21 protein-coding genes are annotated in these 22,532 nt (G+C 64.8%); 11 read left to right on the top strand and 10 right to left on the bottom strand.

Annotation, left to right across the window (positions count from 1 at the left end; all coding sequences use genetic code 11):
* Positions 1-92: 92 nt before the first annotated feature.
* From CXR00_RS04085 to CXR00_RS04055, 7 genes are all read right to left on the bottom strand, one after another.
* Positions 93-1,298: an ABC transporter permease gene (locus tag CXR00_RS04085; RefSeq protein ID WP_104053212.1), complete on the bottom strand. Its 1,206-nt coding sequence runs from the start codon at positions 1,296-1,298 to the stop codon at positions 93-95.
* Positions 1,295-2,179, bottom strand: a complete 885-nt coding sequence (locus CXR00_RS04080) for an ABC transporter ATP-binding protein (RefSeq protein WP_104053211.1) — start codon at positions 2,177-2,179, stop codon at positions 1,295-1,297. The genes CXR00_RS04085 and CXR00_RS04080 overlap by 4 nt, the downstream gene beginning before the upstream one ends.
* Positions 2,180-2,288: 109 nt before the next feature.
* Positions 2,289-3,056, bottom strand: a complete 768-nt coding sequence (locus CXR00_RS04075; protein WP_104053719.1) for a response regulator transcription factor — start codon at positions 3,054-3,056, stop codon at positions 2,289-2,291.
* Positions 3,057-3,114: 58 nt separating this feature from the next.
* A complete protein-coding gene (locus CXR00_RS04070) occupies positions 3,115-4,509 on the bottom strand; it encodes a sensor histidine kinase (protein ID WP_181032465.1) in 1,395 nt (464 codons plus the stop codon).
* A gap of 38 nt (positions 4,510-4,547) precedes the next feature.
* Positions 4,548-5,174, bottom strand: a complete 627-nt coding sequence (locus CXR00_RS04065; RefSeq protein WP_104053209.1) for a hypothetical protein — start codon at positions 5,172-5,174, stop codon at positions 4,548-4,550.
* Positions 5,174-7,096 (bottom strand): hypothetical protein, encoded by a 1,923-nt coding sequence (locus CXR00_RS04060; protein ID WP_104053208.1) that lies wholly within the window; start codon positions 7,094-7,096, stop codon positions 5,174-5,176. Before CXR00_RS04060 ends, CXR00_RS04065 begins: the two co-directional genes overlap by 1 nt.
* Positions 7,097-7,100: 4 nt before the next feature.
* A complete protein-coding gene (locus tag CXR00_RS04055; protein ID WP_104053207.1) occupies positions 7,101-7,463 on the bottom strand; it encodes a DUF6507 family protein in 363 nt (120 codons plus the stop codon).
* A gap of 241 nt (positions 7,464-7,704) precedes the next feature.
* Here CXR00_RS04055 and CXR00_RS04050 point away from each other — a divergent pair, with 241 nt between their 5' ends.
* The 6 genes from CXR00_RS04050 to CXR00_RS04020 all read left to right on the top strand — a co-directional run bounded on the left by CXR00_RS04050 (position 7,705) and on the right by CXR00_RS04020 (position 12,957).
* Positions 7,705-8,880: a M20 family metallopeptidase gene (locus CXR00_RS04050; protein ID WP_104053206.1), complete on the top strand. Its 1,176-nt coding sequence runs from the start codon at positions 7,705-7,707 to the stop codon at positions 8,878-8,880.
* 10 nt (positions 8,881-8,890) lie between these two features.
* Positions 8,891-9,349 (top strand): hypothetical protein, encoded by a 459-nt coding sequence (locus CXR00_RS04045; RefSeq protein ID WP_181032464.1) that lies wholly within the window; start codon positions 8,891-8,893, stop codon positions 9,347-9,349.
* A 144-nt stretch (positions 9,350-9,493) separates the two neighbouring features.
* On the top strand, positions 9,494-9,721 hold the full coding sequence (locus CXR00_RS04040) for a helix-turn-helix transcriptional regulator (RefSeq protein ID WP_104053205.1): 228 nt from the start codon (positions 9,494-9,496) through the stop codon (positions 9,719-9,721).
* On the top strand, positions 9,718-10,266 hold the full coding sequence (locus CXR00_RS04035) for a hypothetical protein (protein ID WP_104053204.1): 549 nt from the start codon (positions 9,718-9,720) through the stop codon (positions 10,264-10,266). The genes CXR00_RS04040 and CXR00_RS04035 overlap by 4 nt, the downstream gene beginning before the upstream one ends.
* A gap of 825 nt (positions 10,267-11,091) precedes the next feature.
* Positions 11,092-11,364 (top strand): hypothetical protein, encoded by a 273-nt coding sequence (locus tag CXR00_RS04025; RefSeq protein WP_181032463.1) that lies wholly within the window; start codon positions 11,092-11,094, stop codon positions 11,362-11,364.
* Positions 11,365-11,571: 207 nt separating this feature from the next.
* Entirely contained in the window at positions 11,572-12,957 is a 1,386-nt protein-coding gene (locus tag CXR00_RS04020; RefSeq protein ID WP_104053202.1) for an HNH endonuclease signature motif containing protein, read from the top strand.
* 21 nt (positions 12,958-12,978) lie between these two features.
* Here CXR00_RS04020 and CXR00_RS04015 read toward each other — a convergent pair whose 3' ends face one another.
* Entirely contained in the window at positions 12,979-13,212 is a 234-nt protein-coding gene (locus CXR00_RS04015) for a DUF2945 domain-containing protein (protein WP_104053201.1), read from the bottom strand.
* Positions 13,213-13,287: 75 nt separating this feature from the next.
* Between CXR00_RS04015 and CXR00_RS04010 the strand changes: the two genes are divergently transcribed.
* The 3 genes from CXR00_RS04010 to CXR00_RS04000 all read left to right on the top strand — a co-directional run bounded on the left by CXR00_RS04010 (position 13,288) and on the right by CXR00_RS04000 (position 15,374).
* A complete protein-coding gene (locus CXR00_RS04010) occupies positions 13,288-13,851 on the top strand; it encodes an acyl-CoA thioesterase (protein ID WP_104053200.1) in 564 nt (187 codons plus the stop codon).
* Positions 13,852-13,919: 68 nt separating this feature from the next.
* Entirely contained in the window at positions 13,920-14,540 is a 621-nt protein-coding gene (locus tag CXR00_RS04005) for a dihydrofolate reductase family protein (RefSeq protein WP_104053199.1), read from the top strand.
* A gap of 66 nt (positions 14,541-14,606) precedes the next feature.
* On the top strand, positions 14,607-15,374 hold the full coding sequence (locus tag CXR00_RS04000; RefSeq protein WP_104053198.1) for an IclR family transcriptional regulator: 768 nt from the start codon (positions 14,607-14,609) through the stop codon (positions 15,372-15,374).
* 89 nt (positions 15,375-15,463) lie between these two features.
* On the opposite strand, the gene CXR00_RS03995 is transcribed toward CXR00_RS04000, so the two are convergent.
* Positions 15,464-18,343, bottom strand: coding sequence for a hypothetical protein (locus tag CXR00_RS03995; RefSeq protein WP_181032462.1), 2,880 nt, complete (start codon positions 18,341-18,343; stop codon positions 15,464-15,466).
* 334 nt (positions 18,344-18,677) lie between these two features.
* Here CXR00_RS03995 and CXR00_RS03990 point away from each other — a divergent pair, with 334 nt between their 5' ends.
* Complete coding sequence (locus CXR00_RS03990; RefSeq protein ID WP_104053717.1) at positions 18,678-20,111, top strand: OFA family MFS transporter; 1,434 nt, start codon at positions 18,678-18,680, stop codon at positions 20,109-20,111.
* Between the two features lie 250 nt (positions 20,112-20,361).
* Positions 20,362-21,396, top strand: coding sequence for an NAD(P)-dependent alcohol dehydrogenase (locus CXR00_RS03985; RefSeq protein ID WP_104053196.1), 1,035 nt, complete (start codon positions 20,362-20,364; stop codon positions 21,394-21,396).
* Positions 21,397-21,408: 12 nt separating this feature from the next.
* Here CXR00_RS03985 and CXR00_RS03980 read toward each other — a convergent pair whose 3' ends face one another.
* Positions 21,409-22,530 (bottom strand): phosphotransferase family protein, encoded by a 1,122-nt coding sequence (locus tag CXR00_RS03980; RefSeq protein WP_258060262.1) that lies wholly within the window; start codon positions 22,528-22,530, stop codon positions 21,409-21,411.
* Positions 22,531-22,532 lie beyond the last annotated feature (2 nt).

Raw genomic sequence — 22,532 nt, 5'->3', positions numbered from 1 at the left:
GCTGTCCGGGGGAACGGCCGAAGAGGTGAGGAACACCTCTTCGGCCGTCCGGCACGGTATAAAGTGCCGCGTACCGTGCTGATGGTTTCGGATCAGGACTCCAGCTTCATCGCCTTGCGCAGGGTCAACGCGCCGCCGCTCTGCATCACTGCCCGGCGGTAGATCTTCTCGCCGAAGCGCAGCAGTGCGTAGGCTGCGGCCAGGGCGATCGCCAGCGACAGGAAGGTCTCCCACAGCGGCACGTCGCCGTTCAGCATCCGTACCGGCATGGCCACGGTGGAGATTACGGGGACGTAGGACGCCGCGACCAGCAACTGTCCCTTGGCGAACAGGCCCGCAAAGAGCGCCGCGATGATGATCGTGAGCACCGGCCCGGAGCTGTTGTTCAGATCCTCGGACCGCGAAGCCATGGAACCGATCATGGCCCAGAGGGAAGCGAGGATCAGGAAGCCGGCCAGGAAGAAGACCAGGAACCAGCCCGAGGCCGGAATGATGGTTCCGGCCAGTTCCGCAGTGTCTGTGAAGTTCAGGGCAAGCAGGGCGGCCCCGGCGTAGAGGGCCAGCTGGATCATGGCCAGGACGGTGTTGCCGGCCACCTTGCCGTAGAGCAGCTGCCGAATCGGAATGGCCGTGGCCAGAATCTCCACCACCCGGTTCTGCTTTTCCTCGAGGACCGAGGTGGCGATCGCCATCCCGAAGATGATCGCAGCCATGTAGAACAGGAACCCGAACACGAAGCCGGTGAACTGGGCCATGAACTGGTTTTCCGTGTTTCCGTCCAACAGGGCGGTCTGGAACTCGCTGCCTGCCAGCAGTGCCTCTGCGGTGGTCCCGGCGTAGCCGGCGTTGATCTCCAAGGTGTAGGCGCGCAGGGCGTCGGCGATGCCCTGCTGCAGGCCGCCGTCGAGTTCCTCGTTGCCGGTTAGCGTCCAGCCGTCGTAGCCCACCAGGAGTGCGGCGTCGGCCTCCCCGGAACGGACCAGTTCCTCGGCCTGCTCGGGCGAGTCCGCGAAGATCGCCTCAAAACTGGTGTTGCCGCCGTCGGCCTGGCCTGCTTCATTGGCCGCTTCAACAACTTCTTGGGCGGGATTTTCGAGGGCGGTGCTTTGCATCTCGGTCACCGCCACGGTGTATTCGTCGGCGCGGGTGCTCATGTAGGCGTTGAAGACCACGGTGCCCACAATCAGGACCAGCGTGACCAGGGTGGAGATCAGGTAGCTGCGGTCGCGGGCCTTGACCATGACCTCGCGGAGGGTGACGATCGCCCAGGGGGGCGTGGGGCGGGAAACGGAGCTCATACTGCGGTCACCTCACGGTAGATTTCGCTCAGGGACGGTCGGATGGGGGCGAACTCCTCCACGGAGCCGCGGGTGAGCGCGGTGGCGAGCAGGCGCTGCCGCGCGTCGTCGTCGTCGAATTCCAGGACGGCAGTGGGACCTGCAACGTCGAGGACGCGTATCCCCGGCTCGTCCCGCACCCAGCCGGCATCCGGGGAAACCGTAATGCGGTGCCGGTTGACTGCCCGGGCACGCAGGGCATCGCCCGTGCCTGAGGCAATCACCTTGCCCTGCTGCAGGACCACCATGCTGTCGCAGAGCCGGTCCACCAGATCCAGCTGATGGCTGGAAAAGAGCACCGGAACTCCGGCGGAGGTGCGCTCGCGCAGCAACTCCACCATGGAATCCACGGCCACCGGGTCCAAGCCCGAGAACGGCTCGTCCAGAATCAGCACATTTGGCTTGTGCAGCAGCGAGGCGGCGATCTGCACCCGCTGCTGGTTGCCCAGGGACAGGGACTCCAGCTTGTCCTTGGTCCGGCCGCCGAGGCCGAACCGCTCCAGCAGGTCCATGGCGCCCTTGCGGGCCTGCGACTGGCTCATCCGGTGCAGCTGACCGAGGTAGATCAGCTGATCCAGGATGGGCTGCTTGGGGTAGAGGCCGCGTTCCTCGGGCATGTACCCGAAGGTCGACCGGGCCAGGGCCGTCAGGGGAGCACCGTCGAGGAGCACCTCGCCGGAGGTGGCGCTCAGGACCCCCATGATCATCCGCATGGTGGTGGTCTTGCCGGCACCGTTGGCGCCCACAAAACCGGTCATCTGGCCGGACGGAACATCAAAGCTGACGTTGTCGACCGCCACTTTGTCCCCGAATGTTCGGGTCAGGTTTTGCACCTGCAGCATGGTGGCTGCTCCTTTTCCCGGTCGCGCCGGGCATGGTGGGAATCTTCTCCCTTAACCCTAGGTGCGGCGGGAAGGCGGCGGATCGGCCGTGCGGGTGAACCGTTGCCGGCTAGGAGGAGCTGCGGGCAGCGGGATCCGACGGGTTCTCCCCCGGAAGGATGAGACCGCTTTCATAGGCGAACACCACCGCCTGCACCCGGTCACGGACCTGGATCTTGGCGAGCAGGTTGGAGATATGGGTCTTAACTGTCGCTTCGGCCAGGAACATCTCCCGGGCGATTTCAGCGTTGCTCCGGCCAGCGGCGATTTGGATGAGAACCTCGCGCTCGCGGGAGGTCAGGGTGTCCAGGAGCTTCTGCTGCTCCGTGGCGGGCGTGGCGGGAAGGGCCGTTCCGGCTTCCCTTGCCTCGGAGCCGGACTCAGCCTCGGACTCGGACTCGGACTCGGACTCGAGCGACCGGGCGAACCGCTCGATCACGCGGATGGTGACTTCCGGAGCCAGCAGGGCGTGGCCGCAGGCGACGGCGTGCACTGCCGCCACCAGGTCATCGGGGTCCGCATTCTTCAGCAGGAAACCGCTCGCTCCGGCCCGGATGGCATCGAAGAGGTAATCCTCGCGTTCGAAAGTGGTCAGGATGATGACCTTGGCCGTGCCGGCGCGCACCACCTGTTCCGTGGCGCGGATTCCGTCCAGAACCGGCATCTGCACGTCCATCAGAATGACATCCACCGGGTTGGCGGCGGCAAATTCCACTGCTTCGGCGCCGTTGGCCACCTGGCCCACCACATGGATCTCGTCCTCGACGGAGAGCATCATCGCGAAGCCGGCCCGCACCAGGGCCTGGTCATCAGCGAGCAGTACGTGAATTGGTTTCATGGTGTCCCTCATCCCCCGGCAACGAGCTTAGCGGGCTTTCCTCCCGCGGCACGGAATCTCAACGCTGTGTGAAGCGGACGCGTACCCGCCACCCGCCGCCTGGCCGGGGGCCAATCTCCGCAGTGCCGCCGTGCAGGGCCGCCCGCTCCCGGATTCCCCGCAGCCCGAATCCGGAGCCGGGCTGTCCACCCGTCCGGGGAAGGCCGTCGTCGACCGTTTCCACCTCGAGCCAGCGCACGCCGTCGGTCGATCCGCTGCGCAGGGCAACGACGGCGGAACCGGCGGTGGAATGGCGGCGCACGTTAGCGAGGGATTCCTGAACGGTGCGGTAGACGGACAGGGCCAGCGGAGCCGCGACGGCGTCGAGCGCCCCCGGTGTGTCTTCCACCCGGGTGAAAGTCACCTGCAGTCCGTTGGCCAGATGTTCGGCCACCAGCGCATCCAGGTCCGCAAGGCCCGGTTCCGGCCGGCGAAGGGCGCCGTCGCCGGCGGGATCGGTCTCATCGCCGGCCCGCAGCACGCCCAGCAGGGAACGCATTTCCTGCACCGCCTCACGGCTTGAATCTTCAATGGTTTGCAGGGCGCCCGCAGCGGCTTCGGGTTTCTTCTCCATCACGCGCCGTGCCGCCCCGGCGTGCACGCCAATGACCGCGATATGGTGCGCGACGACGTCGTGCAGTTCCCGGGCGATCCGCAGCCGTTCATTCACCACCGCCTGGTGCGCCAGCTCCGCCGACTGGGCGCGCAGCTGCCCTGCCTGTTCTGCGAGACGTTCGCGCTGGTGCGCGCTGCGCCAGGAGGTGAGACCGAACAGGATGGCTCCGCCGAAAAAGGCGGCATTGATCAGGAATGAGTACACGGCGTAGGAGGCCAGCGGAGGCAATAGACCGCCGTAGGTTTCATCGCCTGCCGGGGCGTTCTCTTTGAGGTTTTCGAAAAAGGAGTCATAGGCGCTGGACACGGTGAAACCGAGGATCAACCACAGCGCCATCGCCGCGATTACCGCCGCCAGTGCCAGCCGAAGCATCCTCCGGTCCCGCGCCCAGGCCACGGCCGAGTAGATGGAGGCGAAATACGCGGCTTGAAATGCGAGCTGGGTGCTGATGGCCGGCATATAGGTGCTCAGGAGAAAGAAAAGCAATGAGGACACCAGCAGGACGCTGATCGGGAAGCGGCGCCGCAGAGCCAGAGGCACCACCATCAGCGCCAGTACCAGATGCTGGAGCCAGAACGGACGGTCCTCCCCGCCCACAGCGCCGAATCCGCGGCTGGTTTCAAGCGCAATTGCGGCAACCAGAATGACGGCGGCGGTTCCGATGACGTCCCGCCGCACCTGAGCCGGCGTAGGCGCCGGACGTTCCCAGTCGTCGTCGTTCTTCTTCCGCAGCCGCTCCCGGACCCAACCGGTGCTTTGGGACGGGGCGGTCTCGCCTATGGTCGCGCTCTCGATCATGGAACACAGTCTAGGGCTGGACGGCATGTCTTCCGGGGCTAGGCGGGGTCAGCCTTTTCGGCATCGGAGTCATAGTACTTACTGCTGACGCCGTAGTCGGGGTCCAGCTTGGAGCGGGTCATCCGGTGGTCTTCGGGGTTCTTCATGCAGGGGCTGGTGATCACGACGCTCACATTCCGGCTGCTGTTAAGTTCGGCATGGTCGTAGCGGGCACTCAGCTGCAGGTCCTCGTGGTGATAGCGCATGACGTGGACATCGCCGTTGGTTTCCGGCGCGTTGCGCAACTCGTCGTCCTGGACCCACCCCCCTGTCTCGAGGTGGCTTTTCCATGCGTCCATGGCTCCCTGGGCTGACTCATGATCCGTGAATCTGCCTACCAGCCACCCCAGGGCGCGGGTCTGGGTATTCCAGTTGTCCTCCTGCAGGGGGTCAAGACAGGATTCTTCCTTGAGCTGTTGGACGGCAAGCGGCGACGCCTCGCCGCCGAGCGCCATGAGGTCCGGCAGGATGGTTTCCAGCTCGGGCAGCACCTGGGCGGCGGGACGCGAGGGTGCGGTGGACGGATCGGGTGTTCCGGCTTCTGAAATCAAGGTGCAGCCTCCCAGGCTGAAGATCAACAGTGCGGCGGCCGCGAGACGCGGCGATTTCGAGGAACGTTCCTGCATCAGGGGCCTGCACTTTCCACGGGGACCGAGGGCATTTTTTCTCCCGCGTAATTCTGCGGTCTGGTTTGTAATGGACTGTACGTCCACATGCCGCCTTCATCCACGAAGGCTTCATCAGGAATGTACGGAAAAACGGCTTCATTGAGCACCACCCGGCGCATGTTCAGCATGGCCGTTGAGTCCGGTGAGAAGTATTCCTCGTGGCCCGAAACCAACGGGCCGCCCTTGGAGTGCTCTATGAACCCGGATTCCAGCCGCACCACATCCATCTGTTGAGGGTCTCCGCCCTGGGGAATGCCGCCGAGGAGCTGGGCTAGCACAATGGGATCGTCCCGGGTCTGGATCCAATACCGGTGGGCTTTCTGGTTTCGGGTGTCTTCCACGCCGTCGACTTCGTTGCCGGCACCGGAAGGGGCGAGATAGATGATGTTGGTGGAATTGAGTCCTTCGCGTTCAGCGGTCCCCACAAGGGCGGCTCCGGCGCTGTACCCGATGTACGTGCTTCTCGTCTCCGGCGACAACTCAAGGTCAAGGGCTGCGTCGAAGCCGGCAAGCAGAGGTCCCCCGGTTTCGTTGTAAGAGCTGGACCTGTTGTCCGGCACCTCGTTGGGAAGGTCGGTGCCCTGCCAGTAGAACGAGACATCGTCCGCCCCCCGGTCCGAGGTGATGTTGTCCAGCCGCAGGGAGTAATCTTCCAGAGCCGACAGGTCGCTGCTGGTGCCGGGGACCAGTATGGTGCTGGTTTTAGCGTCCTGCGACGGAGTGCCGTTCATGGTGACAATACGGCCGTCTCCCTCCAGACTGGCCATCACCACCTGCCGGTTACTCTCCACGGCATTGTCCAGGCCCGTCTTCTTTTTATTGAGTTCGTCCCAGACGGAGCGAAGCGAGGTGTACAGCGCCTGCTCCCCGGGGTTCTGCGCGAAGCTGCTCTTAACCGGTTCACCTCCCATAGCGGCCATCTGCCGGGTGACCTGTTCGCGCAACCCGGCAACCGTGACGATATTGGCAAAGGCGCGCTGTTCCATCGGTATGCCGTTCATGTTCCCGAACGTGCCGGGGTACAGGAGCAGCAGCCGCTTTTGTTCCAGGTCCGTCAGATTCAGCCAGGTCTCCCGGATCAGTGCGATGCCTTCCGGCGCCAGGGTTGCGGCGAGGCTGCCCCGCTCGCGCCGGTAACCGTAGCTGCTGACGTTGCCCATGGTCCGCTCGGGATCCCGACCGTGGTGGGGCATCTTGTTTGTCGCTAGGACAAGGGCCGCCTCCGGATTGACCTTGGCCCACTCGCGGAGCTCTTCAGCGTTCAGGTGAAGGATGGAGTCCACCACGGCTTCCGGATCGATTGCGCCGATGTTGTCCAGAGTGGAAGTCAGATGAAGCCAGTCAACCGCGGGGAGTGTTCGACCGCCAATTGCGGCTGTTACCGGGAGTCCGTCTCCGGTGCCTCCCGTGATACCGGCGAGTTCTGCAGCTGTGCTCGCAGTAAGGCTGTTCCACCTGTCCCGCAGGGACCGGACCCGGTCATTGAAATCCGCCACGGCGCGTTCGGCGGAGTCCTGGTCCTCAGCGCTGGAGTCTTCTGCTTCGGCGGCCGTTCTCAGGAGTCCGGCGCGTTCGGCTTCGAGGGACTCCGATTCGCGCTGCAGCGGCCGCCCGGCCGCCGCAAAATCCTGCACGGCTGCGCACGCGGAGGACAGCGCCACGGCCCAATCGACTGTGGGGTCACGCAGGTCCTTGAGCGCAGCGTAAACCCGGTCCTGGGTGCCGGGGTGGCGATATGCCTGCTGCAGCCCGTTCCAGGCAGCGGATGCAGCATCCAGGATGCTCGGGATGGTTGATGCCTTGGCCCGCATGTCTTCCACCGCAACAGTGAGTTCCGCCCAGGGGACGTCGATGCGGAGAACCGGGTCGATGGATGCCATGGTGTCAGGCCACAGGGGTTTTCGGCCGGTGCCGGGGCACGGGGGCGGCAAAGTCCGTATTGATGCGGGCGAGAGCCTGATGGGCGCTGTCCGTCATCTCCTGGTTGGCCGCGACGAAGGCTTGGGCGGCTTCAGCGACGCTGTCTGCCTTGCGGAACACCAAGCTGGAAACCCGTTGTGCCACATCTTCCCGGGTTTTCCAGAAGTTGGTGAAGGCCTCCGCCACTTCCTGCGCCGTGCCGAACCCGGCCGCGGCGTCGTCGCCCGCCTGCCTGGCAGCGTTCGCTGACTCGTTCAGTGCCGTGCCCTCGACGGCAACGGCCATGAGCACAGCCTGTACGGCCGCTGTGTCAATGTCATAGTTCATGAGCTTGCCCCCTCGTGTGCCCAGACTCGTGTGCACAGAGTAGGCAGGGACGCTCCGTACCGGCAGCGCAATGCTGCCGGCTGTGGAAAACTTCCGCGGGTCATGTCCAGTTCTGTTGCTTCCGAGACTGTCCCGGAGCGCTGCGGCGGCTGTGCCCTCGGCAACAGGGATGGTTTACTCCTTAGTAACACTCCTGCCGCTGCTGCGGCCGGGCATCAGCGCGGATGACAGGACTCAATGCATGTTTGTTTCTGAAGCACAGGCGATCCTCCCGGAACTTGTGGCGCTGCGGCGCGAACTCCATCAGGATCCGGAGACCGGGCTCGACCTCCCGCGGACCCAGTCCCGCATCGTTGCTGCGCTGGAGGGCCTGGACCTGGAAATCACTCTGGGGTTGAAGGCCTCGTCCGTAGTCGCCGTGCTGCGCGGAGCCGAGCCGGGACCGGCCGTCCTGCTGCGCGGGGACATGGATGCGCTGCCGGTGACCGAACTGACGGACCTGGAATACGCCTCGACCAACGGAAACATGCACGCATGCGGGCACGACCTGCATGTGGCAGGGCTGGTTGGCGCCGCAAAGCTGCTCTGCGCTCAGCAGCAGGACCTGGCCGGCAGTGTCATCTTCATGTTCCAGCCCGGCGAAGAGGGCCACAACGGTGCCAGCCTGATGATCGATGAGGGGGTGCTCGACGCCGCCGGAGAACGTCCCGTTGCCGCCTACGGGATCCACGTGCGTCCCGGTCCGCTGGGAGTTTTCCGCACCAAGCCGGGCACGCTGATGGCCGGAGCAAACGAGCTGCGCATTACGGTCAAAGGTTCAGGCGGCCACAGTTCCCAGCCGCAGACCGCCGTCGACCCCGTCCCTGCGCTCACGGAGATAGCCTCCGCGCTGCAGACCATGTCCACCCGCCGGTTCTCTGTCTTCGATCCGATTGTCCTCACCGTTACGCAGCTGGAAGCCGGGGACGCCATCAATGTCATTCCGGATACGGCCAGACTGGGCGCGTCCGTGCGCACACTGTCCGAGCAGTCGCTGGACCGGGTGATTGTGGAGTCGAAGGCGCTCGCCGAAGGGATTGCTGCCGCGCACGGTTGCAGCGTCGACGTCGATTTCACCGTCCGCTATCCCGTCACCCGCAATGACGCCGGCCGCACCCGTGAGGCACTTACGGACCTGCGGGGGTTGTTCGGCGAGGACCGGGTGCTGGAGTCCCGGGATCCGCTGATGGGGTCCGAGGATTTCTCCCTGGTGCTGGACGAAATCCCCGGGACCTTCCTGTTCCTGGGTGCCACACCGCCGTCATTGGATCCCGCAACGGCGGCCTGGAACCACTCGCCGAGGGTGCTTTTCGATGACTCGGTGCTGGGTGATCAGGCCGCCGCACTGGCCCAGCTGGCCTACAACCGCCTGACGTAGGCTTGGCCGCATGTCTCTCGTTTCACGCCTTGCCGCGGCTGCGGCCCGTCCTGCCCCGCCGACGTCGAAACCCCGACGGCTGGGCGCGATCGCTCTCGGCGCGTTCCTGGCGTTTGCCGGAACCTCGCACCTGACCTTTGCCCGTTCAGAGTTTCAGGCGCAGGTTCCGGACTGGGTGCCCCTGGATGACGATGCCGTGGTGCTGCTTTCCGGGGTGGCGGAAATCAGTCTTGGTGCGGCGCTGATTCTGCTCCGCAAGCGACGGGTGCCGGTGGGATGGGCTGCAGCGGCGTTCTTTGTGGTGATTTTCCCGGGCAACATCTCGCAGTACGTCACACACACTGATGCTTTTGGCCTGGATACGGACGGCAAGCGTCTGGGCCGGCTGTTCTTCCAGCCCCTGCTGGTGATCTGGGCCCTGTGGTCCACGGGTGCCTGGAAGGCGCTGCGGGCTGCGGCGACGAAGTAGCGGCGGGGGGCTTGAGGGCAGGGTCCCGGCCTGAACCGACCGGGTTTTCCTCAGAACGGAGCGAAGCGCGACTGCCTTGGCCCAAGCCCAGGAAAATGTCTGGGATCCTTGACTTTGGATGTCAAGGATCCCTAACATTTCTGTATGGTTCCTCGAAAGGCTGACTTTGCGAGTCCGGTGCGGGAGCGTCGGAAGCAGCAGCGCATGACGCAGGCAGAGCTGTCCGAGCTGGTGGGGGTGAGCCGGCAGACGATTATCGCCGTCGAGCAGGGCGACTACGCCCCGTCGGTGTATCTGGCCCTGAAGATTGCCCGCGCCTTGGGCGGGACCGTCGAGGAACTGTTCACCGACGAGGCGGGAGACCGGAAATGACACGCAAGCCGAGCAGGCTCGACCGAGCCGCCGAACGAATCATGGACCTGGACAGTCCCGCCTACGGCGACGAACGGGAACGGTCCGTCTTCATGGAGTCGAATGCTTTCGGGTTGACGATCGGACTTTATGCGGGCCTCGTGGGTGCCCTCATCGCCGCAGTGTTTGGGCTGTTCCTGCTGCCCGTGACGCTGTTGGTGCTAACGACGATGCTTCCGTCCCTCGCCGCGCTTTGGTACGCGAAGCGGCGCGGCGTGAATCCGCAGAAGCTCGCGGAAAATGCCGGGGCCCGGTCCACGATGCTGGGCATCGCCGTCTTTGGCATCGGCATGGTGGTTACGTTTGCGGCCATGGCCTACACCGTGTTCGCGGGCCAGCCGCTGATCAGCCCGCCGCAATTTGATGTGACCCCCGGTGAAGGATTTTTTGGCGGGATGGCGCAGGGAGCCGTGGTCGGCGGCATGATCGGCGGAGCCGGGGCCATCATCGGCGGGGTGCACGGCTACCGGCGGGCTAACCGGGTGCGGACGGCGCGCGGAGACTAGACAGGCGGCGTCCGCCTAGAGCCGTTTCTCCGGCCTCATCTGTAGTATCGGCCATGGGTGAGCGGCCGCTGCCCTGCCCACCATTGGGGAGGCAAAACGTGCAGATTCCGGAAATGCTCACTAACCCGCAGCCAGTTGCGCGTGATGGATGTGGTGCTCTGGATGAACGGCACGGACGGCGGCGCCAAGGCGCCGCCCGGTGAAGACGAAGTGATTTAGCATCGCCCTCGTTGCATCGATAGAACTAACGACGACGGATCGTGACCGCCGGAAGCAGCTTCATGTCCGCGAATGCGCCGCGTCCTCCTCGGACGTGTCCGCTGACGAATTCGGTTCGGGGAGCGTTGGGCGAGGATCCTTTGGGTCGGCGGTAGAAGGAGCGAACCTGGTGGGGTTTTTGTCGTCGAACCCGCTGAAGAAGTCCTCATCAAGGGTCGTGTCGACCTGCCCGTCGGTGATCGTAATCGGGACCAGCCACGTGTTCTCCGAGTCGGTACCCAAGCGTCCGCGGCGCTGAGGAGGACATCGTTCCCGCTCTTCGAGGCGTCAATGCCCCAGCGCCACTGGTGGCTTTTCTACCCCGGACTCCGTGGACACCCTGGCGAAGATTCTGTGCGGCCTCCGACATGAACTTCACGATGTCCTGGTCTCGGAGGGACAAGTCTGTGCAGACCGGAAGATTCTTTTCGGTGCCCAGCGGAATGTGATGGGTGGTGAGTGCAACGTATTCTACGGCAGCGAGTCCGTCCAACCAGTCATGCATATCCTCGAACCTGACATCCAACAGGTCCCAGATTTCCCCACGCGCCAGAACAAAAAACGCCCATGGCACAAGTCAGTCAGCACTCCCACGATGTGCTCTGGGAAACCGAGGAAGGAGTAACGACGGCGAACCCGCTCTACTTTGATGCGAAGGATGTCGACGGGCGTAAGGGCGAAATGTATATGTTCGCGGATGGGCAGCTTGGATCGGGGGATGTGCTTCCGGGGGACAAATCGCGCGGGTTTGTTTCCTTCGATATGGCGCCGGGGGAAGCCACAGTCACTGTGACCGACCCTATGCTTCAGGAAGCGGCTCGAATCCAGATACCCGGTTAGCGGGCTGCGGATGCCGGGATGCCCTGTCGGGCCTCCCGGCCTCTGTGTCCGGCGGCGCCGGTAATCGGGAGTGAAGAACCGGACGGAATGGCAGCGCTTGCAACCCCGCAGAAGGCTGTCCGTCTACGTCACAGGGGACATGAATCGAGTAATACGCCCGTACTTACACTCTGTCCGTGGTGTCACCCGCGCACTAAAATAGAACACATGTACGAGGAAGCGTCGGGCCGTGAAACGCACAATGACGTCTGGGCCAACAGGAACTCTGACCCGGATCCTTCCGTGACGGGCCGGGATCCCGAGAGCTCTGTGCCGGCGGCACCGGCAGCATTGGCAGCATTGATTGACCAGATCCGGGCACTGGAAGAACTCAAGGCAGCCGCGTCCGCCGCCCAAGCCCGCGCAACAGCGGTGTTCGACGCCATCACCCGCCGAACCCAGGCTGCAGCCGGCGCCCGGGCCGAGGATCTCGGCAAGGGCGTCGGTGCGCAGATCGGATTCGCCCGCCGGGAATCCCCGCACCGCGGAAACCGGCTGCTCGGTCTGGCCCGGATCCTGACCCGGGAAATGTCCCACACCCTGCACGCCCTCACCACCGGGGTCATCAGCGAATGGCGGGCCACCCTCCTGGTCCGTGAAACCGCGTGCCTAACCCGGGAGGACCGGCAGCGCGTGGACGAACTCGTCGCCGGCAACCTCTCCGCCCTGGAACAACTCGGCGACCGGCAGCTCATCGCCCGGATCAAGACCCTCGCCTACACCCTGGACCCGCACTCCGTAGTGAACCGGACCGCCAAAGCCACCGCAGAACGGTTCGTGTCCTGCCGTCCGGCACCGGACACCATGACCTACGTGAGCGCCCTACTGCCCGTGGCCCAGGGAGTGGGCGTTTACGCAGCCCTGACCCGGGAAGCGGACCGGCAGCGCGCTGCCGGAGATCCCCGGACCAAGGGCCAGATCATGGCCGACACCTTCGTGGAACGCACCACCGGACAAGCCCGGGCCGAAGACGTGCGGATCGAGGTGCAGCTGATCATGACGGACCGGACCCTGCTCGCCGGATCCGCGGAACCGGCCGTGCTGCCCGGCTACGGCATGATCCCCGCACAGACCGCCCGGAACCTCGTCCGGGGCGGACCGGACACCCAATGCACGCCTGGCCCGGACACCCAACCCGACAAAACCGTTCACACCTGGCTGCGGCGCCTCTACACGGAACCGTCCACTGGCCAACTCGTGGGAATGGACTCCCGGGCACGGCTGGTACCGTCCGGGCTGGCACGGTTCATCGCGGTCCGCGACCAACTCTGCCGGATGCCGTGGTGCGGAGCGCCGATCCGGAACTACGACCACATCCGCCCCTTCCACGAAGCCGGACCCACCACAGCGGACAACCTGCAGGGACTGTGCGAGGCCTGCAACCAGGCCAAAGAAGCACCCGGCTGGAAATCCACAGTCGTCACAGAGCCCCCGATCCAGCCCCATGCTCGCGAACCACTCACCCTCCAACCGCATACGGTCGAAACGCGCACACCCACCGGCCACGTCTACCGATCTACCGCGCCGCCCCTTCCGGGAACCGGACATACGTAAGGCTGCACCACGAGGGAAGCTTCAGTCCTCCGCCGCCCGGAGGGCTGAACCCTTGTGGACCGCGTGGCGGTGCGAGGAGTCGCTGCGGACCTTGTACTGCGGCTCGTCCTCGGAGCAGGCCCGGACCCGGCCCATGAACTCAAAGTCAGCGGTATGGATTTCCGTGACTTGGCCGCTAATATCCGATCCCCGGTAGTTCCAGCGAACCTGGTCGCCCACGGCATACCGCGGGTTCGCGTCGGGTGAATTCGTCATAAAACCAGTGTGGGCAGCCGTTTCCGCCACGGCAATGGGTAGCCCACTAAGTTACTGACCAGTAATATAGCGTCCATGCACCTTCTTCTTCGCACTCTTCTCGTGTTGTTCCGTTCCCGCCGGCGTCCGAAACTGGACTTCTTCGATTCGTCCTCGCTCCCGATGCGGGTGCTTCCCACCGACATCGACATCGCCATGCACCTGAACAACGGCATGTACTTTTCGCTGATGGACCTCGGCCGCTTCGACCTCATGGTCCGCAGCGGATTCTGGGACAGCATGCGGCGCAACGGCTGGAGCCCGGTGGTGGGCAACGAGACGATCAGTTTCCGCAAATCCCTTCAGCTGGGCCAGCGGTACACGATCGAAACCAAGGTTATCGGCTTCGATGACCGCGCCAGCTACATTGAGCAGCGCATGGTGGCCGACGGCGAGATTTACGCACGTGCCTACATTGCCGCACGTTTTGTGTCCAAGAACGGTCCGGTGAGCAACGAAGAGATCTTCAAAGCAGCCGGAGTCCTGCCTCCCTCGGATCTGGAACTGCCCGAGTGGGTTCGGCAGTGGCGGGCCGACGGCGCACTCCCGAGCACCCGCCGGCCGGCGCCGCACGCCTGGGCCCAAGGGGCAGAGAGCTAAGGCCCCGGAGCGGCAAAAGGTGCAGTGGTCATACCGGTGGCGCCCTGCCGCGGCGTAAATTTGCCCTTATGACACTCTCCGTCAACATCTTCCTGAGTCTGGACGGCGTGATGCAGGGCCCGGGTTCAGCGGACGAAGACCTGTCCGGAGGCTTTGACCGCGGCGGCTGGCTGGCGCCTTACCTCCATGACCTAATGGTGGGACAGATTGTTAACAGCTGGCTGGCGAGGGCTGATTCGCTGCTCCTGGGCAGGTATACCTACGAGATGATGCAGCCCTTCTGGGAGCTTGTCACCGACCCGGACGACGCCGTTGCCTACGCCCTCAACCACCTTCCGAAATACCTGGTCTCCTCCACCGTGGAAAACCCGACGTGGCACAACACCCAGGTTCTCCCCGGGGACCCGCTCAATGCCGTTGAGGCGCTGAAGCGCGGGCGCGGCGAGATTCAGGTTCACGGAAGTCACCGGCTGGCCAGATCACTGCACGATGCCGGCATGGTGGACGAGTTCCGGCTGCTCGTCTTTCCCGTGGTGGTGGGGACGGGAAAGCGTCTCTTTGACGCCGGGTCCGTGCCGTCAGGGTTCCAGGTTCTCGAATCGGAAACCCTGGACAGCGGTACCTTCCACCTGCGGCTGCGGCCGATCCCTTTCGGAACCGCGGATATGGGGCCGCGCATCGGTCTCTAACCGAAGTGCAATAAAGAGTTTCCGCCATGCGATAAAGTTTGCAGGAAAATCTCGGAAGGAAAACTCATGGCCGGAAAAGCCGCCGGTTCCGGCGTGCAGTCAGTCGAACGCGTTTTTGAGCTGCTGGAAATCATTGCAGATGCCGGCGGAGCCGTAACACTGAGCGAACTCTCGGCTTCCACGGATCTGCCGCTTCCCACCATCCACCGGCTGCTCCGGACCCTGGTAACGCTTGGATATGCCCGCCAGTTGCCTAACCGGCGCTACACCTTGGGTCCTCGCCTCATCCCGTTGGGGGAAGGGGCCACAAAACAGCTGGGATCCCTTGCCCTTCCCCAGCTCAAGAAGCTGGTCGACGGGCTCGGAGAGACGGCCAACATCGCGGTGCTGGACTCAGACATGGTGGTCTACTTGGCACAGGTCCCCTCCCAGCACTCGATGCGGATGTTCACCGAGGTCGGCCGCCGGGTGCACCCCCATGCCACCGGTGTCGGCAAGGCCATCCTGGCGCAGCTGCCCGACGACAAGGTGCGCGACATCGTCGCCCGCAGCGGGATGCCGACACCCACCGACAAGACCATCGGGACCATGGATGAGTTGCTGGCTGACCTCCAGCGGATCCGCAAGCGCGGATATGCCATCGACGAACAGGAACAGGAGCTGGGCGTGCGCTGTTTCGCCATCGCCGTGCCGGACGCTCCCACGCCCACTGCCGTCTCTGTTTCCGGACCCATCTCCCGGGTGGACGAAAGTTTCGCCAAGCGTGCTGTTCCGCTGCTGCGCTCTGCCGCCACCTCCATTTCCCAGGAGTTCAACGGCCAAGAGCCCGGCTAGAGGCCTCTGCGTCCACAAAGAAGCATCCACAAAGAAAGGGCGGAGCCGCGTGCGCGGCTCCGCCCTTTCGGCGGGACGTGGTTTCGCTTCTAGTGCTGTGACTCGCGTGAGCGGCCGGAAACCAGCATGACCGCCGGAATCATGAGCAGAAGCAGCGGGATGAGCACTGCCAGAACCTTCGGGGAAGTAACGATTTCGCCGGGGGTCATGGCCGTGGTGCTGGCCCGCATGGTGTCGGCGCCGTCGGAGATTTCCCCGTTGCCGTCGGCCAAGGTTGTGCTGCCCTCGGCCAGCTTGGTGTTGCCTTCGGCCAGTTCAGCGGCGCCGTCCTTCAGGTCCGCCGTTCCTGCGGTGAGCGTCTTGCCGCCCTCATCCAGCTTGACGGTGCCGTCCGCAAGCGAGCCGCTGCCGGACACCAGCTTGCTGGTGCCTTCGGCCAGAGTGGTTGCCCCGGTAGCCAGTTGGTCGTTGCCTTCCGAGAGCGTCACCGCGCCGGTCTCAAGGGTGCTCAAGCCGGTGGAGAGGGTCTGCGCGCCGGTGGCGAGCTTGTCTGCACCGGCAACCAGGTCCGGTGTCTTGGCGGCCAGCTCGGATGCTCCGGCGTTGAGCTTGTTGGCGCCCTCTGCAATGGCACCGTTGCCTGATGCCAGCGATCCGGCACCTGCCCGGAGCGTGGCCAGGCCGGTGGAGAGTTCCCCGGTTCCTGCGTAAAGCGTTTCTGCACCCGCCGTGAGGACACCCGCACCGGTAGCCAGCTGGGCGGCGCCCGTCTCCAGGGCCTTGGTGCCCGTCGCCAGAGCGGTTGCGCCCGTGTTCAATTTGCCGGCACCTACAGCGATGGTTCCGTTGCCGGCGGCAAGGCTGCCTGCTCCGGCCCTCAGTGTGGTCAGTCCGGTGGAGAGGTCTGACGCGCCGGTGGAAAGCTCCGTTGCTCCGGCGTTCAGCGCTCCGGCACCTGCAGCGAGCTGACCTGCACCTGCTGAGAGGAGCGGGGTGCCGGCCGCGAGGGTCTGGGCCCCGGTGTCCAGCTGTCCGGCACCGGCAGCAAGCTCTCCGTTGCCGTCGGCCAGATCAGCGGATCCGTTCTCCAAAGCGCCGGTTCCGGCCGCCAGATCGGCAACACCGGTTTCGAGCGCACCGGCTCCGTCAACAAGCTGCTTCGCCCCACCCTGCAGCTGCAGGGAACCCGCGGCAAGCTGCGCGGCACCGTCGGCCACACCCTTGGCACCGTTGCGCAGACCCGGTTCCTCCGGCGTGCCCTGGCCGTCGAAACCGGCCTTGATGGCGAGGACGCCGTTGTTCAGCGCCTCGGCGCCGGCGGCAACCTGCATTCCGCCGTCCCGTACGCCGGAGACTCCGGCAGCCACGGCCGCTGCGCCTGCACCCGCATCCACTGCGCCGGCACGAACCTGCTCCAGCCCGTCCTTGAGCTGGGTGTTGTAGGCATTGCTGAAGTCGGTGGCACCGGTGGCGATGCCGTCCACGCCGGCCTTGGTTTCCTGCGCCTGTGCCGTGATGGCCGTCAGGCGCTCAGCAAGCTGAGCCTCGGTCAGGGAAGGCGCATCCTGCTGCAGCTGCTGCAGCTGGGCCACCATGTTGGCTGCGGCTGCGGACGCGCTGGATGCGCCGCCTGCCACCGTATCGGCGCTGGATGTCAGGCCGGCTGCTCCGCCGTTGACCAGGGGAATCCCGGTGGCGAGACTCGCAGCACCGTCACGCAGCGCAGGACCACCATTGACCAGGGCATTGATGCCGTTGGAGAGGTTCCGTGCGCCCGCTGCCAGTTCGGTTGAGCCGTTTGCAGCCGTGTTGACGCCTTCGCTGAGAGCCGCCGCTCCCGCATTCACCCGGTTGGCGCCGGCCAGCAGCGCCTCGGTGCCCGCCACCGCAGATCCGGTTCCTTCGTACAGGGCCACTGCGCCTACGCGGAGGTCGCCGGCACCCTTGGCCAGCTTGGAGACGCCGCCATTAACCTGCTTGGCTCCCGCCGCAACCTGGTCGGCGCCCGCTTTTGCGGACTTTGCGCCGGTGTTCAGGTCCTTTGTGCCTGCGGCGAGCTGCTGTGCTCCTTTGTCAGCATTCTCGGCACCGGTTTTCAGCTCGATGCTGCCGTCGTTGAGAGCAGACGCGCCGTCGGCGATGGCTCCGGCGCCGCCGGAAATCTTGTCGGCGCCGTCTTTGGCGGCTCCGGCACCCACGGTCAGCTGGTCTGCACCGTCTTTGGCGGCAAGTGCCCCCTTGTTGAGGTCCCCGGCTCCCGCGGCCACCTGGCCCGCTCCGGTATTGGCGGCCGAGGCGCCGTCGCGGAGCTTCACGCCGCCGTCGTTCAGCGCCTTGGCTCCGCCCACAATCTGTCCCGCGCCGTTGCGAAGTGCAAGACCGCCGTCGTTGAGCTTTACGGCACCGGCGTTAAGCGCACCGGCACCTTCAGCGGCGCTCAGCGCTCCGTTGTTCAGTTCCCCCGAACCCGCTGCAAGCTGCTGCGCACCGTCGGAAGCGCGGACCGCACCGTCGCGAAGCTGGATGCCGCCGTTGGCGAGCTGTCCCGCACCCGTGTTGGCCGTTCCCGCACCCGCGGCGATCTTCAGCGCTCCGTCGGCTGCCGATACAGCGCCGGTCTGAAGCTTCACCGCGCCCTCATCCAGGGCCACGGCACCGTTCTTCAGGGACGTGGCACCGGTCTTGGCGCTGGCGATGCCGTCAGCCAGGGTGTTGGCACCGGCGTCGACCTTCTCGCTGCCCGCGGCAACCTTGTCGGCACCTTCCCGGGCTTTGGCGGCTCCTTCTTTCAGATCACCGGCACCGGTCGACGCGCGCACGGCACCGTCACTGAGCTGGGCGGCTCCCGCAGCAACCCTGCTGGTGAACAGCACAAAGAAAGCCAGAAGAAGGATGAGGAACAAAGCCAGAAGAGCTGTTAGAAGGGCATGCGGCCGGGAACGGTTCCGGCCGGAAAGAGAACTCGTCATTGAAATTCCTTTGTGGTCATAAGCCGGTCCGATAACCGGACAGGCAGCGAGGAGTGCGCCGGTGGGCCCTCGATTTCGGTCGTGCCGGACCGAAAGCGCCTCTGCTCTGATGACGAATTCCCCCGACACAAGTGTGATGTCTGTTACATCTAACTTACTGTCCGGTAACAAAGCAAGGATTCCGGTGAAAAAACTTACCGGCCAGTAGGTTGTGGATTTCCGGCCTGTCGGATAAACGGCTGGCGGCGTGTCACAGTCTTCCGCAGGCCGGCATGGGGAATGCTGGCTGACACAGCAGTTAAGCACGTGCCGCAGCACCACAAGGGAGTTATGGATGAGCTGGCTCGACCGTGAAAACACCATCGCCCCGCCGGGATTCAATCGGTGGCTAATCCCGCCCGCGGCTCTGGCCGTCCACCTGTGCATCGGCCAGGTGTATGCAACGAGCGTCTATAAGAACGCACTGGTGGAGCACTTCGACGCCAGCCTGACCCAGATCGGCATCATCTTCTCGGTGGCGATTGTCATGCTCGGCCTCTCCGCCGCCGTCATGGGGACCTGGGTTGACCGGAACGGACCGCGCAAAGCGATGTTCGTCTCCGCCGTCTTCTGGACCGGAGGCTTTCTGGTGGGTGCGCTCGGCATCTTCACCAACCAACTCTGGCTGCTCTACATCGGGTATGGAGTCATCGGCGGCATCGGGCTGGGCATCGGCTACATTTCTCCGGTCTCCACACTGATCAAATGGTTCCCTGACCGTCCCGGGCTGGCCACGGGGATGGCCATCATGGGGTTTGGCGGCGGCGCGCTGATCGCCAGCCCGCTCTCCTCTGCACTGCTGACCTTCTACGATCCCGATTTCGGAACGGCCGGAGCAAACGCCGGCGACGCCGTCGGGAAGCTTTTCCTGACCCTCGCCGCCATCTATCTCGTATATATGCTCTACGGGGCATTGACCATCCGGGTACCGGCGGACGGCTGGGCGCCGGAAGGGTTTGATCCCAAAACAGTGGCGTCCAAGGCCCTGGTCACCACAAACCATGTGTCTGCGGCCAATGCGATCAAGACCCGGCAATTCTGGCTGGTTTGGATTGTCCTGTTCTGCAACGTCACAGCCGGAATCGGCATCCTGGAACAGGCCGCGCCCATGATCCAGGACTTCTTCCGCCAGCCCGACGGCGTTTCCCTCGTCAGCGCGGCGGTCGCCGGAGGTTTTGTGGGCCTGCTTTCCATCGGCAACATGGGCGGGCGCTTTGTCTGGTCCGCCACTTCCGACGTGATCGGGCGAAAGCGCATCTACATGGTGTATCTGGGGGCAGGAGCAGTGCTCTACCTGATGCTCGCCCTGTTCGGGAACACGTCAACCATCCTGTATGTTCTCCTGGCCTTTGTCATCCTCTCCTTCTACGGCGGCGGCTTTGCCACGGTTCCCGCCTACCTGCGGGACCTGTTCGGCACCTTCCAGGTAGGCGCCATCCACGGACGGCTGCTGACGGCATGGTCCGCTGCAGGCATCGCCGGTCCGCTGATCGTGAACTCGTTCCTTGATGCCCAGGGGACACCCGGGGAACTGAACGCCGAGGCCTACCAGCCGGCGCTGCTCACGATGGTGGCCCTGCTGGTGATTGGCTTCATCGCCAACCTCATGGTGCGCCCGGTTGATTCCAAACATCACGAACCGGACAAGCATCAGAAGGCCAGGGGCGCGGACAGCGGGGGAAATGCCGGCAAGCCGGACACCACCAAACTGGAGGAGGATCACAAGTGAGCAAGACAAGTATCCGGATCACCGTGAGTTGGCTTCTGGTGGGTGTGCCGCTGGCCTACGGAGTCTTCCAAACCCTGTCCCGGGCTGCGGCTCTCTTCAGCTGACGCCCGGCACGCCGTTGGGGCATTTCCCGCCCCCACTGCGCCGAAGGGGGTGTGTTGACGGCCGGTGCGGTGTCAGGATGGGGGACCAAGCCACTCAACAGTTCCGCTCCGGCCCCTGCCGGCTCCGCGGAGAAAAGGAGTATGACGTGTTGGCACTTCAATACCGCACGATTGGTTCGGCGCCCGAGGTTGTGGAAATCGAGACTCCCGAGCCCGGCCCGGGGCAGGTCCGCATCAAGGTGAGCGCTGCCGGCGTATGCCATTCCGATGAGTTCATCATGAGCCTGCCCGATGACCAGTATGTGTACGGCAGGCCGCAGACCCTTGGCCACGAAGGCGCCGGAGTGGTGGACATGCTGGGCGACGGCGTGGAGCACCTGGAGCTGGGAACATCGGTGGCGGTCTACGGCCCGTGGGGCTGCGGACAATGCTATGAGTGTTCCAAAGGCAGCGAAAACTACTGCACCAATGCTGCCCGCTACGGCATTGTTCCGCCGGGACTGGGAGCGCCCGGGGCCATGGCGGAATACATGATTGTGGACAGTCCCCGGCATCTGGTTCCCCTGGGTGACCTGGACCCGGTGAAGAACGTGTCCCTGACCGACGCGGGGCTGACGCCCTATCACGCGATCAAGGGTTCACTGGCCAAACTGCATGCCGGTGCCACCTGTGTGGTGATCGGCGTAGGCGGTCTGGGGCACGTGGCAGTGCAGCTGCTGCGTGCGATGACCCCGGCCACGGTGGTTGCGTTGGACATCAGTGAGGACAAACTGAACCTGGCCACGGAAGTCGGAGCCCACTACACGTTCCCGTCCGAGCAGGGAACGGTGGCTCTGGTGCGGGACCTGACCCACGGTGAAGGGGCCAACGTGGTATTCGACTTTGTCGCCAACCAGGCCACCATGGACCTGGGCCAGGCCATGATCCGGCCGCAGGGGGACCAGGTCCTGGTGGGTGTGGGCGCCGGAGTGCTGCCCGTCGGACTAATGGCCGGCGCCTGGGAGGCATCCATCCGCTCGCCGTACTGGGGCACCCGGCCCGAACTGATTGAAGTCTTCGATTTGGCCCGGTCCAGCGGGATCAACGTGCACACCGAGGTTTTCTCCCTCGCCGATGCGCCGAAGGCCTACGAAAAACTCAAGAACAACCAGATCCTGGGCCGCGCCGTCGTCGTTCCCTAGCCGGCCCTTTACCTACCGCGCGGCAGCGGGGGACAGGCCTGCAAACACGCGTGCCTGGGCTAGCAGCTGCGGAACGCCGTCCTCCAGCGTCGGCGCGAACAGGGTGTCGTTGGGACGCTCTCCCTTGAGCCATCGGGTGTAGATCGCTTCGCAGAAGATGGAGGCTTTCCACAGGGCCAGCGCCTGATACCAGGGGAGGGCGTCCAGGGACAGGCTGGTTTGTTCCTGGTAGCGGGAAATCAGCTGGCCGCGCGTCAGATAGCCGGGATTGCGGGTGACGGCGGTCAGCTCCAGCGGGCTGGGCGGGCTGTCGGGCTGGGCGTACGTTGCGGTCAGGTAGCCCAGATCGGCCAGGGGATCGCCCACTGCCGCCATCTCCCAGTCCAGGACGGCAGTAACCCGTGCCGGCGCTGATGGATGGAACATCAGGTTTCCGGGGCGGTAATCCCCGTGCAGCACCGAGGCCTGCTGGCTGGCGGGCAGGTTGTCGGCCAGCCAGTTCCCCAGCGGGGCAACGTCGGGCAGGGAGCGGGTGGTGTTGATGTCCCAGAGCGCGGAGAAACGTTCCACCTGCCGGCGCAGGTAACCGTCGGCACGGCCGAAGGACGCCAGGTCACCGGTCGCCACATCCACCGCGTGCAGCTGAACCAGGGTATCGACGACGGCGTTGCTGGTGGCCAGCCGCTGTTCGGCAGAACTCAGGGCCGGTGGAATGGTGTTGGTGATGACCAGACCTTCCAAAAAAGTCATCACGTAGAACGGCACGCCCAGGACGGACTCGTCCTCGCACACTGCAAGGATGGCGGGAACCGGAATGCCGCGGCCCCGCAGGAGCTGCTGGATCCGCGCTTCGCGGACCATGTCATGCGTTGAACGGGGCAGGGGCGGCCGCGGTCCCCGGCGGAGGACAAACACGTCGCCGCCGCGCTCCAGCCGATATGTGATGTTGGACTGTCCGTCGCCGATCTGAGCCCAGGACAGGGGGCCGGAGCCGAGGTTGTGGCTGTCGAGGAAATCTGTGACTGCGTCCAGGATCAGCAACGGAGGTGAAGCGAGCGCGGCGGCCTCGGCCGAGGTTGCCACCACCTCGCTGCCGTCAGGGACCGAGTGCATGGACGCTGCGGTGACAGCCATGC

The organism is Arthrobacter sp. 9E16 (genome assembly GCF_002929435.1).
Lineage (GTDB): Bacteria > Actinomycetota > Actinomycetes > Actinomycetales > Micrococcaceae > Arthrobacter_B > Arthrobacter_B sunyaminii.
This window is presented reverse-complemented; position numbering and strand designations above follow the sequence as displayed.